Raw genomic sequence first — 12,705 nt, forward strand, 5'->3', positions numbered from 1 at the left:
TGGCGGCGCGCAGGATGGGCCCGTGACCGCCGCCGCGCCCGCCCCAGCGCCCGCCTCCGTCCTCGGCCTCGCCCCCGTCATCCCCGTCGCCGTCCTCCCCGACGCGTCCGACGCCGTGCCCCTAGCCCGCGCGCTCGTCGCGGGCGGGCTGCCGGCGATCGAGGTGACGCTGCGGACGGACGCGGCGCTCGATGCGATACGGGCCGTCGCCGCGGAGGTCCCGGAGGCGGTCGTGGGCGCGGGGACCGTCCTCTCCCCGGCCCTGGCGGAAGCCGCGGCACGCGCCGGGGCCCGCTTCCTGGTCAGCCCGGGCTGGACGGACCCCCTGCTGGAGGCCCTGCGGGAGACGGGGCTGCCGTTCCTGCCGGGCGTCTCGACGGTCTCGGAGGTCATGGCCCTGCTGGAGCGCGGGGTGAGCGACATGAAGTTCTTCCCCGCGCAGGCGGCGGGCGGCACGCCGTACCTCAAGTCCCTGGCCTCCCCGCTCCCCGGCGCCCGCTTCTGCCCCACCGGCGGCATAGGCCCCGACACGGCCCCGGCCTACCTGGCCCTGCCGAACGTCGCCTGCGTCGGCGGCTCCTGGATGCTCCCCCCGGACACCCTGGCCCGCCGCGACTGGCCCCGGGTGACCCAACTGGCCCGCCAGGCATCCCAACTGGTCCCCGGCCCGGCCTCTGCCTGACGGAACGCCCGCCTGTCCGCCCCGCTACCCGCCGGCGATCGCCCGCAGCGCGGCACAGTGCGCGGTGAACGCGGCCCGGCCCTCCTCGGTCAGAGCCAGCCATGTGCGCGGCCGCTTGCCCACGTACCCCTTGGTGACCTTGACGTAGCCCGCCTTCTCCAGCGTGGCGACCTGCTTCGACAGCACCGAGTCGCTCACTTCGACGGTGTCGCGCACGAACGCGAACTCGGCCTTGTCGGCGGCGGCCAGGGTCGCCGCGACGGAGAACCTCACGGGCGCGTGGATCACCTCGTCCAGGCCGTGGCGCGGGTGGCTCGCCGTCACCGCCGCCCCTCCCGCCAGGCGCCGACCAGCCCGGGCAGGGCGACGACGACGGCGCCGGGCACCCACCACGCGGGGTCGCCCCGGAACCAGGTGGTGCCCGGCACGATCACGGCGGCGTGGAGCAGGCCCCAGGTGGCGATCAGGTAGTGGTGCCGGCGGCCGAGCCCGCGCCGGCTGACGGGCTGCAGGTTCGCCCAGACGGCCAGGGCCGTCACCGTCCCCGCCCAGAACAGGGCGAAGGCGAGCGCGCTCCCCGGTCCGTCGATCAGGCTGCAGGCGAGCACGGCCACCGCGGCCGCGCAGCCGAACACCAGCTGGTAGCGGGCGAACCACCGGGATCCGTCCCGCACCGTGGAGTCCAGCGCTTGCGCCCGGGCCAGTGCCGTCGCCGCGGCGGTCGCTTCGGGGTCAGGCATGTGAGCCTCCGTCAGTTGCCTCGTGTCGTCCGTACGGGAGCACGATGGCAACTACTTTCCGAACTGGCAAGTACTTTCCAGTCGGCTATGGCCCGGTCGTCGCTACGATCCGAACGTGAAGTTGGAGTGGTTCGTGGCCAGTTGCCTGCCGTCCGGGCCGTACGCCGTGACCTGGAGCTGCCAGCGCACCGACGGTGTCGGGACGAGGAACGTGGGGTGCCAGTCCGTGCTGTCCCAGGCCAGGACCGGGGAGCCGATCACGCTGTCGCCGCTCATGCTCTGCTTGGTGACGTCGTTGTAGGTGTGCCACCTGATGGAGCCCGTCCTGCCCTTGAGGCCTTTGAAGGTCACGTTCACCCGGACCTTGGTGACCGTCGGGGTGACCGCGCCCTGGGTGAGGACGCTGACGACCCGTGCGGACACCGCGGGCGCGGACGGCGACCGGGTGCGGGAGGGTGTGCCCGGCGGGGACGGCGTTCCCGGGTCGGTGGGGCCGGCCGAACTCCCCGTGCCTCCTGAGCCCCCTGAACCCTCCGAGCCCCCTGAGCCTCCCGAACTCCCCGGCCCCGCAGGGCTCCCCGGGGCCGGCGGGCTCGTGGCCGGCGGGGGAGCGGTCGTCGGGTCGCGCCCGCCCGCCCCGTCCGCCTCGAAGGGGCCCGCCTTGAACAGCACCGGGAGGATCGCCGCCAGCACCACGGCCAGGCCTGCGGTCACCCAGTACTTCCACACGTGGGACCAGAAGCGGTTCTCGGGCGGTTGCGGTTGAGGTTGTGGAGGTTCTCCGTCGTGGCTCACCGCGCCACCTCCCCCGTGGTGTCCGGCCTCGCCTCCTGGGACGGTACACCTGGAACGGGTCGTTCGGGCGGGTACGGAGCAGGTGGGACGGAACTGCCGTCGAAGGCGTGACGCGGCTCTTCACAGCCGCCCCAGCCGCGCGCAATCTGAACGGCATGACCCCCCTCTCCGAAAACCCCTTCACCCTCGGAGTGGCCTCCGGCGACCCGCTGCCGGACTCCGTCGTGCTGTGGACCCGGCTCGCGCCCCGGCCCCACGAGCCGGGCAACGGCCTGCCCGCCGAGGGCGGCATCGCCGTCCAGTGGGAGCTCTCCGAGGACGAGGCCTTCCGCCGCGTCGTGCGGAGCGGCACGGCCACGGCCCCGGCCGCCGACGGCCACACCGTCCACCTGGACCTGTGCGGCCTCGAACCCGGCCGCGGCTACTGGTACCGCTTCCGCGCCGAACGCTGGATCAGCCCGGTGGGCCGCACCCGCACCGCGCCCCGGGCCGATGCCGCCGTCGCCGCCGCCCGCTTCGGCCTGATCTCGTGCCAGCAGTACGACGAGGGCTACTACACCGCCCTCGGCCACCTCGCGCGCGAGGACCTCGACGCGGTGTTCTTCGTCGGCGACTACATCTACGAGAACGCCATCGACGCCCGCGCGGGCGCCCGGAACTACACCGAGCCCCTGCCGGAGTTCTACAACCACTGGACGCACACCCTGGAGGACTACCGCCAGCGGTACGCCCTCTACAAGACCGACGCCGAGCTCCAGGCCGCGCACGCCGCCCACCCCTGGTACGTCACCTGGGACGACCACGAGGTCGAGAACAACTACGCGGGCGACGTCTCCCAGCACGACGACCCCGTCGACCGCTTCCGCGCCCGCCGCGCCGCCGCGTACCGCGCCTACTGGGAGAACATGCCGCTGCGCACTCCCCAGCGGCCCGCCGGGCCGGACCTGCGTCTCTACCGGCGCTTCGCGTACGGCCGCCTCGCGCAGTTCGACCTCCTCGACACCCGCCAGTACCGCTCCGACCAGGCCTACGGGGACGGCTGGCACACCCCCGGCCCCGAGTCGCAGGACCCGGCCCGCACGATCACCGGCGACGCGCAGGAGCGCTGGCTCCTCGACGGCTTCCGCGCCTCCACCGCCACCTGGAACGTCGTCGCCCAGCAGGTGTGCTTCTCCCAGCGCAAGGAGACGCCCGGCGACTCCTCCCGGGTCAGCATGGACACCTGGGACGGCTATCCGGCCTCGCGCGCCCGCGTCCTGGCCGGCGCCGAGCGTGCGGGTATCCGGAACCTTCTGGTCCTCACCGGCGACGACCACACCCACTGCGCGTACGAGGTGAAGAAGGACTTCGACGACCCGGACTCCGCCACGCTCGGCGTGGAGTTCCTCGGCACCTCCGTCTCCAGCGGCTTCGACGGGCAGGCGCGCCCCGAGGACTGGGAGACGGCGCGCGCGGCGAACCCGCACCTGAAGTACTACGACGCCCGGCGCGGGTACGTCGTCGTCACGCTCGACCCGGAGCGCGTGCGGGGCGACTTCCGGACGCTGTCCGGGGTCACCACACCGGGCGCTCCGATCTCCACCGCCGCGTCGTTCGTCTCGGAGGCGGGTGCTCCGGGGCTCCGGGAGGCGTAAGGGCCCGGACGCCGGTGACGCCGGTGATGCCTTCCGGAGTCGGTGCATGCCCGGGTCAGTGCATCCCGTCACACCCGCCCCCCGAATAACATGTAAGACCCAAGTATGGGCCGCGGTCATGACACCATGGTTGAACAGACGACAACCACGGAGCACGGAGCGCGACGCATGACGGACCCCGGCCAGGACACGGCCGAGCAGGAACAGCAGCCCGCCCGGCCCGCCGAACGCCACTCCACGGGCCCCGGCACGGCCGGGGCCCGTGCCGCCCGCGCCACGGGCCTCATCGTCACCCTCGTCCTCGGCGGCCTGAGCGCGCTGCCGCCGCTCTCCATGGACATGTACCTCCCGGCCCTGCCGGAGGTCACCGGCGCGCTCCACAGCCCCGCCGCGACCGTCCAGCTCACCCTCACCGCGTGCCTCCTGGGCATGGCGCTCGGCCAGCTCGTCGTCGGCCCCATGAGCGACAAGTGGGGGCGCCGCCGCCCCCTCCTCGCCGGCATGGCCGTCTACGTCGTGGCCACCGCCGCCTGCGCCCTCGCCCCGAACGCCGGGCTGCTGATCGGCTTCCGCCTCGTGCAGGGCCTCGCCGGTGCCGCCGGCATCGTCATCGCCCGGGCGGTCGTGCGCGACCTCTACGACGGCGTGGCCATGGCCCGCTTCTTCTCCACCCTCATGCTGATATCCGGCGTGGCCCCCGTCGTCGCCCCGCTCATCGGCGGCCAGATCCTGCGCCTGACCGACTGGCGGGGCGTCTTCGTCGTCCTCACCGCCGTCGGCCTGCTGCTCACCCTCGCCGTATGGCGCTTCCTGCACGAGACCCTGCCGCCGGAGCGGCGCCAGGCCGGCGGCCTCGGGGCGACCCTGCGCACGATGGGCGCCCTCCTCTCCGACCGGGTCTTCACCGGCTACATGCTCGCGGGCGGCTTCGCCTTCGCCGCGCTCTTCGCCTACATCTCGGCGTCGCCCTTCGTCGTCCAGGACATCTACGGGGCCTCCCCGCAGACCTTCAGCCTGCTCTTCGGCGTCAACTCGATCGGCCTCGTGCTGGTCGGCCAGATCAACGGCAAGCTGCTGGTCGGCCGCGTGAGCCTCGACAAGGCCCTCGCCGTCGGCCTCGTCGTGATCGCCCTGGCCGCCGCGGCCCTGCTGCTGATGGCCTCCGGCGTCTTCGGGAAGGCGGGCCTCGCGCCGATCGCGGGCGGGCTGTTCGTCCTGATGTCCGCGATGGGCCTGGCCATGCCCAACACCAACGCCCAGGCCCTGATGCGCTCCCGCGACGCCGCGGGCTCCGCCTCGGCCCTGCTGGGCACGTCCACGTTCCTGCTGGGCGCGCTGGCCTCGCCGCTCGTGGGCATCGCGGGGGAGGGCACGGCGGTGCCGATGGCGGTCGTGCAGCTGGTGTGCGCGCTCGCGGCGGCGGCGTGCTTCCTGGGCCTGTGCCGCCCCTGGCAGAAGCGCGACTGAGTCGCCTTCCGGGCGGGGCACCCGCCCCGCCGCGGCCCGGCCGGTGCCGGCCGCACGGCCTCGCCGCCCCCCGCGCCTCCCGGTGAGCCCGGCACCGCCGGGCACGTACGTCGTGGCCGATCGCCGTCGCGGCGGAAGGATCCGCCGAGGCGGCCCCGGCGCATCCGCCGCGGCGGCGAGCAGCCACGACGCCGCGTCCCGGCCGTGCCGGACTCGCCGGCCACCGCGGCCTCACCAGCCGCAGGCGCCGCACCCGACCCCGACATAGACTCCATCAAATGCACGTCCCCCATTCCCCCCGGTCCGGCGACGAACTGCGCACCGCGCTCGCCGGGCTCCTCGACGGTCTGCCGCCGCGCCAGGCCGCACAGGCCGTCGACCGGCTGATCGCCAACTACCGGGGCCTGACCCCCACCGACGCCCCCGTGCTGCGCGACCGCTCCGACGTGGCCGCGTACGCGGCCTACCGCATGCCGGCCACGTTCGAGGCCGTGCGGTCCGCGCTGGAGGCGTTCCGGGACCGGCTGCCGTCCTTCGTGCCCGCCTCGCACGTGGACGTGGGCGGCGGCACCGGCGCGGCGACGTGGGCCGTGGCCTCCGCCTGGGAGGGCGAGAGCCGGGAGACGACGGTCCTGGACTGGGCCGCGCCCGCCCTCGCGCTCGGTGCCGAGCTCGCCGGGGAGGCCTCCGAGCCGGCCCTTCGCGCGGCCCGCTGGGAGCGGGGGATCATCGGCGACGGGCTGAAGGTGCCGGAGGGCACGGACCTCGTCACCGTCTCGTACGTGCTGAAGGAGCTGACCGACGCCGGCCGCGCCGCGGTCGTGTCCGAGGCCGCCCGCACGGCGCGGGCGGTCGTGATCGTCGAGCCGGGCACGCCCGACGGCTACCTGCGGATCATCGAGGCGCGCGACCGGCTGATCGCGGCGGGCTTCCGCGTGGTCGCGCCCTGCCCGCACAGCGCGGCGTGCCCGATCGAGCCGGGCACGGACTGGTGCCACTTCTCGGCCCGGGTGAGCCGCTCCTCGCTGCACCGGCAGGTCAAGGGCGGCTCACTGGCGTACGAGGACGAGAAGTTCTCGTACGTGGCGGCGGTACGGGGCGACGTGCCGGAGGCTGCTGCACCCGCGCGCATCGTCCGCAAGCCCCAGATCCGCAAGGGCCAGGTCCTCCTCGAACTGTGCACGCCCGAGGACGGCCTGACCCGCGAGACGGTGACCAAGCGCCACGGCGACGCCTACAAGCGGGCGCGCGACGCGGCCTGGGGCGACGAGTGGCCTCCGGCCGGGGGATGACCCGGGTGCTCTGCCGGCCGCGGGCCGTGCGTGGCCGATCGCGGCCACGCGGCGGAGCCGCAGATCGACACCGCCCCGCCGCAGGGGAGGGTGTTAAACCCGTAGCTCCTGCGTGCAGCACTTCACGCTGCCGCCTCCCTTCAGCAGTTCGCCGAGGTCCATCCCGATCGGCTCGTACCCCCGTGCGCGCAGCGGTTCGAAGAGCCCCACCGCCGCCTGCGGGAGCAGCACGTGCCGCCCGTCGGACACGGCGTTGAGGCCGAGGGCCGACGCGTCCTCCTCGCTCGCGATCAGGGCGTCGGGGAACAGCCGTCTCAGCACCTCGCGGCTGCCCGCCGAGAACGCGCCCGGGTAGTACATGATCTCGCCGTCGGTGGTGTCGTCGAGGACGCAGAGCGCCGTGTCCAGGTGGTAGTAGCGGGGGTCGACCAGGTCGAGGCCGATCACCGGCCGGCCGAAGAACTCCTGCGCCTCGGGGTGGGAGAGCGGGCTGCTGCGGAAGCCGCGGCCGGCGAGCAGCCAGGAGGCGGTGACGGCGAAGTCGCCCTCGCCCTCGTTGATGTGCTCGGGTTCGAGCACGTCGGCGTAGCCCTGCTCCCGGAACCAGGCCGCGTGGATCGCGGCCTCGGCGGTCCGCTCGGGGTGGGCGAAGCGCGCGCCGAGCACCCGGCCGTCCACGACGGTCGCGCCGTTGGCGGCGAAGACCATGTCGGGCAGTCCGGGCCGGGGCTCGAGCTCCTCGACGGTGTGCCCGAGGGCCAGATAGCGGTCCCTGAGGTCCTCCCACTGCGCGAGCGCAAGAGGGATGTCGACCGGTTTGGCCGGATCCATCCAGGGGTTGATGGAGTAGGTGACCTTGAAGTGGGCCGGGGGGCACATCAGATAGCGCCGCGGAGTGGCTGCGCGTGGAGCTGTACTACGCAAGGAGTGCTCCTCACGGTGGTGTTGGGCACGTACGGGATCGTCGTGCGTGCCCAAATCGTCCACGCTCCACGGGCTTTGGCGCATGAACCGTACGGGTGGTTTACCGCTGGCTCACTCACGCGCCGGTGGTTCCGCTTCGCCCTTCCCGCAACTTCCGCAGCAGTTCCCGCTTCTGGGCCGCCGCGTCCGCGCCGCCTCCCGCGCGCCCGCCCCTGCCACCGCCGCGCAGGGCGTTGCGGGAGAGGTTGCTGCGGGTGCCGCCGACTCCGAGCATGCCGCCCGATCCGCTCCTGCTCATGGGGTTCTCCCTTCAGTTGAGCGAGACGCTCCGTCTCGCTTCGCCCCAAGGATCCAACGAGACGTCTCGTCTTGTCAAGACGATACGTCTCGCTCCATGCGTGGCTAGGATGCCGCCATGACCGACGCCCCGACCCCGTCCTCGCCGTCCTCGCCGTCCGCCAAGGCCCCCGACGCCTCACGCCGCAGCGAGCGCTCCCGCCGCGCGATCCTCGACGCCGCCCTGGAGCTCGTAGGCGAATCCAGCTTCGCGAAGCTCACCATCGAGGCCATCGCCGCCCGCGCAGGCGTCGGCAAGCAGACCATCTACCGCTGGTGGCCCTCCAAGGCGGCGGTCCTCTTCGAGGCCTGCGTCCTCGAGGGCGTCGACCCGGCCGGCGTCGAGCTCCCGGACACCGGCGACATCGCGGCCGACCTCAGGGCCGTGCTGCGGGCCACCGTCGACCAGCTCAACGACCCGCGCCTCGACGCCCCCACCCGCGCCCTGGTCTCCGAGACCGCCAACGACCCCGAACTCGGCCGCGCCCTCACCGAGAAGGTCCTCGAACCCCAGCTCCAGGCGTACGCCCGACGCTTGCGCACCGCCCAGGAAGCCGGCCAGGTCGACCCCGACACCGACGTCCGCATCGCCCTCGAACTGCTGGTCGGCCCGCTCTTCCACCGCTGGCTGAACCGCACCCTGCCGCTCACCCACGCCTACGCGGACACCGTCCTCGACCTCGCCCTGCGCGGTCTCGCGCCGCGCCCGTGACCCGTCCGGCGCAGGCTCCGGACCGGCCGGGACGGCGGACCGGATAGATGGCCCCGCCCGCGCGAGCGGCCGGTCTCACACCCCCTGGATACGTCCGACGGTCACACCAGGCGCAGGATGGTGGCAGCATTGACCGGAGACCGCGGTCGAAGTGAGGGGATAGATGGAACGCAAGAGCAGGTTCTCCCAGTGGCTGCGCCGCCCCAGGAGCGGAGCGGGCGGCGGTACGGGCACCGGCGCGGCATCCGAGGCCGCCCGCGAGGAACTGCTCCTGGCCGCGGCAGCCGCGGGCTTCCCGCTGGCCCCGGCCGCGCACCCGTCGGGGTACGGCTGTTCCTGTGAGCGCATCGGGTGTCCCACCCCCGGCCGCCACCCCGTCTCCTTCGCCTGGCAGACCCTCGCCACCACCGACGCCGAGAAGGTCACGGCGTGGCTGCGCAGCCAGCCGGAGGCCAATTTCGTCACCGCCACCGGCATCGCGCACGACGTGCTCGACGTCCCCCTCGAGGCCGGCCGGCAGGCCCTGGAGCGGCTGCAGAAGGCCGGGGTCGAGACCGGGCCCGTGGCCACCGTCGCCCCCGACCGCATGCTCTTCTTCACCGCCACCCGCGGCACCCCGGACGACGAGGACGAGTGGTGGCCCTGCGAGCTCGACTGCCATCCCGAGACGATGGACGAGCATCCGGGCCTGCGCTGGCACTGCCGGGGGAGCTATGTGCTGCTGCCCCCCTCGCGGCTGCCGGAGGAGTCCGGAGTGGCCTGGCTGCAGGGCCCCGAGCGGCCGCTGCCGGATCCGCTGACGCTCCTGGAGACCCTCACGGACGCCTGCGCCCAGTACGCGGGCGGCCGCCCCGATCACGAGGCGGCCTGGCCGATCGGCCGCTGACCCCACCCGGCCCGACGGGTCCGGCTCGCCCCGCCGCCCGGTTCCGTACGCCCGGCGCGCTATTCGCCCTGCGCGGCCGTCATCGTGTCGATCCGGTTGAGGAAGTTGATCATCCCGCCGTCCGCGTCCCGCGGGGGCACCTCGACCGCCGCCTCCGAGACCCGCGTGTACGTCACCGAGCGCTTGAGCTCGCCCTTCAGCAGCGCCTTCGTCCGCGGGTCGGTGACCGCGGGCCGCAGCCCCTCGGCCATCGTGCGCTTCTCCCGGTGGTGCGCGGTGAAGAACACCAGCGCACCGCCGCCCTTGGTGCGCAGCGCCGGAGCGGGGAAGGCGGGCGCCTTCTCGGGGGTGTCGATGAACTCCGTCCAGAAGGTGGCCGTACGGCGCACCTTGTCGCGCTCCTCCCGCAGCCCCGTGGTCCGCGGGCCCGGCACGAAGTCCTTGCCCTTGCCGGTGCGCAGGAAGTCGGTGTAGACGGCGCTCACCTTGCCGGGGTCGGCCATCAGGCCGTGGTCCTTGCCCTTGGCCGCCGGGACGGCCTCCGCGTGGCCGTCCTTGCCGGTCGTGAACTCCGGCACCTTCCCCGGGTTGACGATCGACAGGTAGGCGGCCTTCCACGGCTCCTTCACCCCGTACCGCGTGAAGACCACGAGCCAGCGGTTGGCGTCGCGGTTGCTGCGGGTGTCGGCGAGGAAGAACTTCGGCCAGCCGGCCTGCCCGGGGATCGTGAAGCGGGCGTCGTCGAGGACCAGGGAGGGGTACTTCGGGTTGCCGCCCGGCGTCTGGACGCTCTGCGCCGCCAGGTCGGCCTTGCCTATCTCGGCCAGCGCACCGGTCTCGACCCGGGCGATGACGCCCGGGTCGAGCTTGCGGTAACCCTCGTTGTAGCCGTCGGTGAAGGCCTTGAGGACCTTGGCGGCCTCAGCCTTGCCCACCGACGGGACGATCTCCCGTTCCCCGTGCACCGTCATGCACCCGGTCGCCGTCAGCAGCAGCGCCGCCGCCGTCACTGCCGTCCGCGTCGCGCGCGGTCTGCCGGCCCCCCGTCGTCTCATCGGGCTTCGACTCCTTGGTGGCTGCTCGGTTCGGCGCCACCCTACCCGGGGCGAAGAACACCAGGAGGGTGGGTACCAGATACAGCGCCCACACCGCCACCTGCAGCCAGGTCGGGTCCGGCTGGAAGTTGAAGACGCCCTTGAGCAGGGTGCCGTACCAGCTGTCGGCCGGGACCTGCTCGCTGATGTCGAAGGCCCTGTCCCCGAGGCCCGGCAGGATGTCGGCCTCCTGCAGGTCGTGGAAGCCGTAGGCGAGCACGCCCGCCGCGACCACGATCAGCATGGCGCCGGTCCAGGTGAAGAACCTCGCCAGGTTGATCTTCAGCGCGCCGCGGTAGAACAGCCAGCCCAGCACGACGGCCGTGAGCAGTCCGAGCAGCGCGCCGGCCAGCGGCCGGACCCCGTCGTCGGTGGCCTGCACGGCCGTCCAGACGAACAGCGCGGTCTCCAGGCCCTCCCGGCCCACGGCCAGGAACGCGGTGACGACCAGTGCGGTCGTGCCCATCGCGAGCGCGGCGTCCAGCTTGCCGTGCAGCTCCTTCTTCAGGTGCCGCGCGGTGCGCCGCATCCAGAAGACCATCCACGTCACCAGGCCGACGGCGACGATCGACAGCGAGCCGCCGAGCATCTCCTGGGCCTCGAAGGTCATGGTCCGCGAGCCGTACTGGAGCAGCGCGCCGAAGCCCATGCTCAGCAGCACGGCCGCGGCGATGCCGGCCCAGACCGGGCGCAGGGCGTCCCGGCGCCCGGTCTTGACGAGGTAGGCGACGAGGATGCAGACGACCAGGCTGGCCTCCAGGCCCTCGCGCAGGCCGATCAGATAGTTGCCGAACACGCGGCATCTCCTCCCCGGGAAGAACCGGTGGTCATGCGAACAGGGCCTTGCCCCACCAGTCGTCCTTGTCCCGGACGCCCGGCGGCACGGCGAAGACCGCCGAACCCACGTGCTGGATGTACTCGTTGAGGGTGTCGTTGCGCGCCAGGTTCATCTGCAGCGGCACGAACCCGTCCCGGACGTCCTTCTGGTACGCGATGAAGAACAGCCCGGCGTCCAGCCGGCCGAGCTTGTCCGTGCCGTCCGTGAAGGAGTAGCCGCGGCGCAGGATCGTCACGCCGTTGTTGCTGTCGGGGTGGGCGAGGCGCACGTGCGCGTCGGGCTTCATGGCCTTCAGCAGCGGCTCGTCGTGCTCGCGCTCCTTGCCGACGGGCGCGCCCTCGGCCTTGTCCCGGCCGAAGATGTCCTCCTGCTCGGCGAGCGAGGTGCGGTCCCAGGTCTCGATGTGCATCCGGATGCGGCGGGCCACGAGGTACGAGCCGCCGGTCATCCAGTCCGGGCCGTCCTTCTCGCCGACCCACACGTGCTTGTCCAGGCGGTCGGTGTCGGTGCCGGCGATGTTCCGGGTGCCGTCCTTGAAGCCCATCATGTTGCGCGGGGTCTGCGCGTCGGGCGTCGTCGAGGAGGTCTTGCCGAAGCCGAGCTGCGACCAGCGGATGGCGACCTTGCCCATGCCGATGCGGGCCAGGTTGCGGATGGCGTGCACGGCGACCTGCGGGTCGTCCGCGCAGGCCTGGACGCACAGGTCGCCGCCGCTGCGGGCCGCGTCGAGGTTGTCGCCGGGGAAGACCGGCAGGTCGATCAGGGCCTTGGGGCGGCGGTCCTTGAGACCGAAGCGGTCCTTGCCGTCCTTCTCGAACAGGCCCGGGCCGACGCCGAAGGTGAGGGTCAGCCGGGACGGCTTGAGGCCGAGGGCCTCGCCGGTGTCGTCCGGCGGCAGCTCGTCGTTGCCCGGGACGGCGCCCTCGCCGATCTCGTGACCGGCGGTCATCCGCGCGGCGGCGGCCGTCCACTCTTGGAGCATCCTGACCAGGGCGGCGCGGTCGCTCGTCGTCACGTCGAAGGCGGCGAAGTGCAGCCGGTCCTGGACGGGGGTGGCGATGCCGGCCTGGTGGGCGCCGTGGAAGGGGACCGCGTCCCCGGCCGCGGCGGCCGGGGACGCGTCCTCGCCGATGCGCAGCGCGGCGGCGGTGCCGCCCGCGGCCGCGGCGCCGAGCGCGAGGCCGGCACCGCCCCAGCCGAGGACGGAGCGGCGCGAGGGCCTGCCGCCCCCGGGCGCGCCCGCGGCCGCGCTCTCGTCGGCGGGCTGCTGCGGCCCGCCGGTCTTCTCCGCGTCGGTCATGGGAG

General features: G+C 73.4%; 14 protein-coding genes. 6 read left to right on the forward strand and 8 right to left on the reverse strand.

The annotated features are described in order from the left end of the window. Nucleotides 1-22 precede the first annotated feature (22 nt). Nucleotides 23-682 carry a bifunctional 4-hydroxy-2-oxoglutarate aldolase/2-dehydro-3-deoxy-phosphogluconate aldolase gene (eda, locus tag AS857_RS19990; protein ID WP_058044662.1) on the forward strand — a complete coding sequence of 220 codons (660 nt, stop codon included), beginning with the start codon at nucleotides 23-25 and terminating at the stop codon, nucleotides 680-682. Nucleotides 683-706: 24 nt separating this feature from the next. Here eda and AS857_RS19995 read toward each other — a convergent pair whose 3' ends face one another. From AS857_RS19995 to AS857_RS40710, 3 genes are all read right to left on the reverse strand, one after another. Next, on the reverse strand, nucleotides 707-1,006 hold the full coding sequence (locus AS857_RS19995) for a winged helix-turn-helix domain-containing protein (RefSeq protein ID WP_079110517.1): 300 nt from the start codon (nucleotides 1,004-1,006) through the stop codon (nucleotides 707-709). After that, nucleotides 1,003-1,422, reverse strand: a complete 420-nt coding sequence (locus AS857_RS20000; protein WP_058044663.1) for a hypothetical protein — start codon at nucleotides 1,420-1,422, stop codon at nucleotides 1,003-1,005. Before AS857_RS20000 ends, AS857_RS19995 begins: the two co-directional genes overlap by 4 nt. Before the next feature lie 102 nt (nucleotides 1,423-1,524). Continuing rightward, nucleotides 1,525-2,136 carry a hypothetical protein gene (locus tag AS857_RS40710; protein ID WP_107105634.1) on the reverse strand — a complete coding sequence of 204 codons (612 nt, stop codon included), beginning with the start codon at nucleotides 2,134-2,136 and terminating at the stop codon, nucleotides 1,525-1,527. 236 nt (nucleotides 2,137-2,372) lie between these two features. Here AS857_RS40710 and AS857_RS20010 point away from each other — a divergent pair, with 236 nt between their 5' ends. The 3 genes from AS857_RS20010 (at nucleotide 2,373) to AS857_RS20020 (ending at nucleotide 6,610) form a co-directional block, all read left to right on the forward strand. Beyond that, nucleotides 2,373-3,851, forward strand: coding sequence for an alkaline phosphatase D family protein (locus AS857_RS20010; protein ID WP_058046926.1), 1,479 nt, complete (start codon nucleotides 2,373-2,375; stop codon nucleotides 3,849-3,851). A 168-nt stretch (nucleotides 3,852-4,019) separates the two neighbouring features. Then, nucleotides 4,020-5,318, forward strand: a complete 1,299-nt coding sequence (locus AS857_RS20015; RefSeq protein WP_058044665.1) for a multidrug effflux MFS transporter — start codon at nucleotides 4,020-4,022, stop codon at nucleotides 5,316-5,318. A gap of 278 nt (nucleotides 5,319-5,596) precedes the next feature. Beyond that, nucleotides 5,597-6,610: a small ribosomal subunit Rsm22 family protein gene (locus AS857_RS20020; protein WP_058044666.1), complete on the forward strand. Its 1,014-nt coding sequence runs from the start codon at nucleotides 5,597-5,599 to the stop codon at nucleotides 6,608-6,610. A 93-nt stretch (nucleotides 6,611-6,703) separates the two neighbouring features. Here AS857_RS20020 and ddaH read toward each other — a convergent pair whose 3' ends face one another. Both ddaH and AS857_RS20030 read right to left on the reverse strand, forming a co-directional pair. Next, entirely contained in the window at nucleotides 6,704-7,534 is an 831-nt protein-coding gene (ddaH, locus tag AS857_RS20025) for a dimethylargininase (RefSeq protein ID WP_338058271.1), read from the reverse strand. Nucleotides 7,535-7,649: 115 nt separating this feature from the next. Further along, the gene (locus tag AS857_RS20030; RefSeq protein ID WP_058044668.1) at nucleotides 7,650-7,832 is read right to left on the reverse strand and encodes a DUF6243 family protein; all 183 of its coding nucleotides are present in this window, start codon (nucleotides 7,830-7,832) and stop codon (nucleotides 7,650-7,652) included. A gap of 117 nt (nucleotides 7,833-7,949) precedes the next feature. On the opposite strand from AS857_RS20030, the gene AS857_RS20035 reads away from it, so the two are divergent. Both AS857_RS20035 and AS857_RS20040 read left to right on the forward strand, forming a co-directional pair. After that, nucleotides 7,950-8,582 (forward strand): TetR/AcrR family transcriptional regulator, encoded by a 633-nt coding sequence (locus AS857_RS20035; RefSeq protein ID WP_058044669.1) that lies wholly within the window; start codon nucleotides 7,950-7,952, stop codon nucleotides 8,580-8,582. A gap of 163 nt (nucleotides 8,583-8,745) precedes the next feature. Next, complete coding sequence (locus tag AS857_RS20040; RefSeq protein WP_058044670.1) at nucleotides 8,746-9,468, forward strand: bifunctional DNA primase/polymerase; 723 nt, start codon at nucleotides 8,746-8,748, stop codon at nucleotides 9,466-9,468. A gap of 59 nt (nucleotides 9,469-9,527) precedes the next feature. Here the strand turns inward: AS857_RS20040 and AS857_RS20045 are convergent, their stop codons facing one another. Genes AS857_RS20045 through efeB form a run of 3 tightly spaced genes read right to left on the reverse strand, consistent with a single transcriptional unit; the run spans nucleotide 9,528 to nucleotide 12,700 of the window. Further along, the gene (locus tag AS857_RS20045; RefSeq protein ID WP_476718237.1) at nucleotides 9,528-10,478 is read right to left on the reverse strand and encodes an SCO2278 family lipoprotein; all 951 of its coding nucleotides are present in this window, start codon (nucleotides 10,476-10,478) and stop codon (nucleotides 9,528-9,530) included. Then, a complete protein-coding gene (gene efeU / locus AS857_RS20050; RefSeq protein WP_058044671.1) occupies nucleotides 10,390-11,358 on the reverse strand; it encodes an iron uptake transporter permease EfeU in 969 nt (322 codons plus the stop codon). The genes AS857_RS20045 and efeU overlap by 89 nt, the downstream gene beginning before the upstream one ends. 31 nt (nucleotides 11,359-11,389) lie before the next feature. Continuing rightward, nucleotides 11,390-12,700: an iron uptake transporter deferrochelatase/peroxidase subunit gene (gene efeB / locus AS857_RS20055; RefSeq protein ID WP_058044672.1), complete on the reverse strand. Its 1,311-nt coding sequence runs from the start codon at nucleotides 12,698-12,700 to the stop codon at nucleotides 11,390-11,392. Nucleotides 12,701-12,705 lie beyond the last annotated feature (5 nt).

The organism is Streptomyces roseifaciens (assembly GCF_001445655.1).
Classification (GTDB): domain Bacteria; phylum Actinomycetota; class Actinomycetes; order Streptomycetales; family Streptomycetaceae; genus Streptomyces; species Streptomyces aureoversilis.

Coding starts and splice junctions, on each gene's coding strand:
- AS857_RS20020 (WP_058044666.1), top strand. CDS start 5,597: ATGCACGTCCCCCATTCCCCCCGGTCCGGCGACGAACTGCGCACCGCG.
- AS857_RS20010 (WP_058046926.1), top strand. CDS start 2,373: ATGACCCCCCTCTCCGAAAACCCCTTCACCCTCGGAGTGGCCTCCGGC.
- AS857_RS20035 (WP_058044669.1), top strand. CDS start 7,950: ATGACCGACGCCCCGACCCCGTCCTCGCCGTCCTCGCCGTCCGCCAAG.
- AS857_RS20000 (WP_058044663.1), bottom strand. CDS start 1,422: ATGCCTGACCCCGAAGCGACCGCCGCGGCGACGGCACTGGCCCGGGCG.
- AS857_RS20040 (WP_058044670.1), top strand. CDS start 8,746: ATGGAACGCAAGAGCAGGTTCTCCCAGTGGCTGCGCCGCCCCAGGAGC.
- AS857_RS20030 (WP_058044668.1), bottom strand. CDS start 7,832: ATGAGCAGGAGCGGATCGGGCGGCATGCTCGGAGTCGGCGGCACCCGC.
- AS857_RS20015 (WP_058044665.1), top strand. CDS start 4,020: ATGACGGACCCCGGCCAGGACACGGCCGAGCAGGAACAGCAGCCCGCC.
- efeB (WP_058044672.1), bottom strand. CDS start 12,700: ATGACCGACGCGGAGAAGACCGGCGGGCCGCAGCAGCCCGCCGACGAG.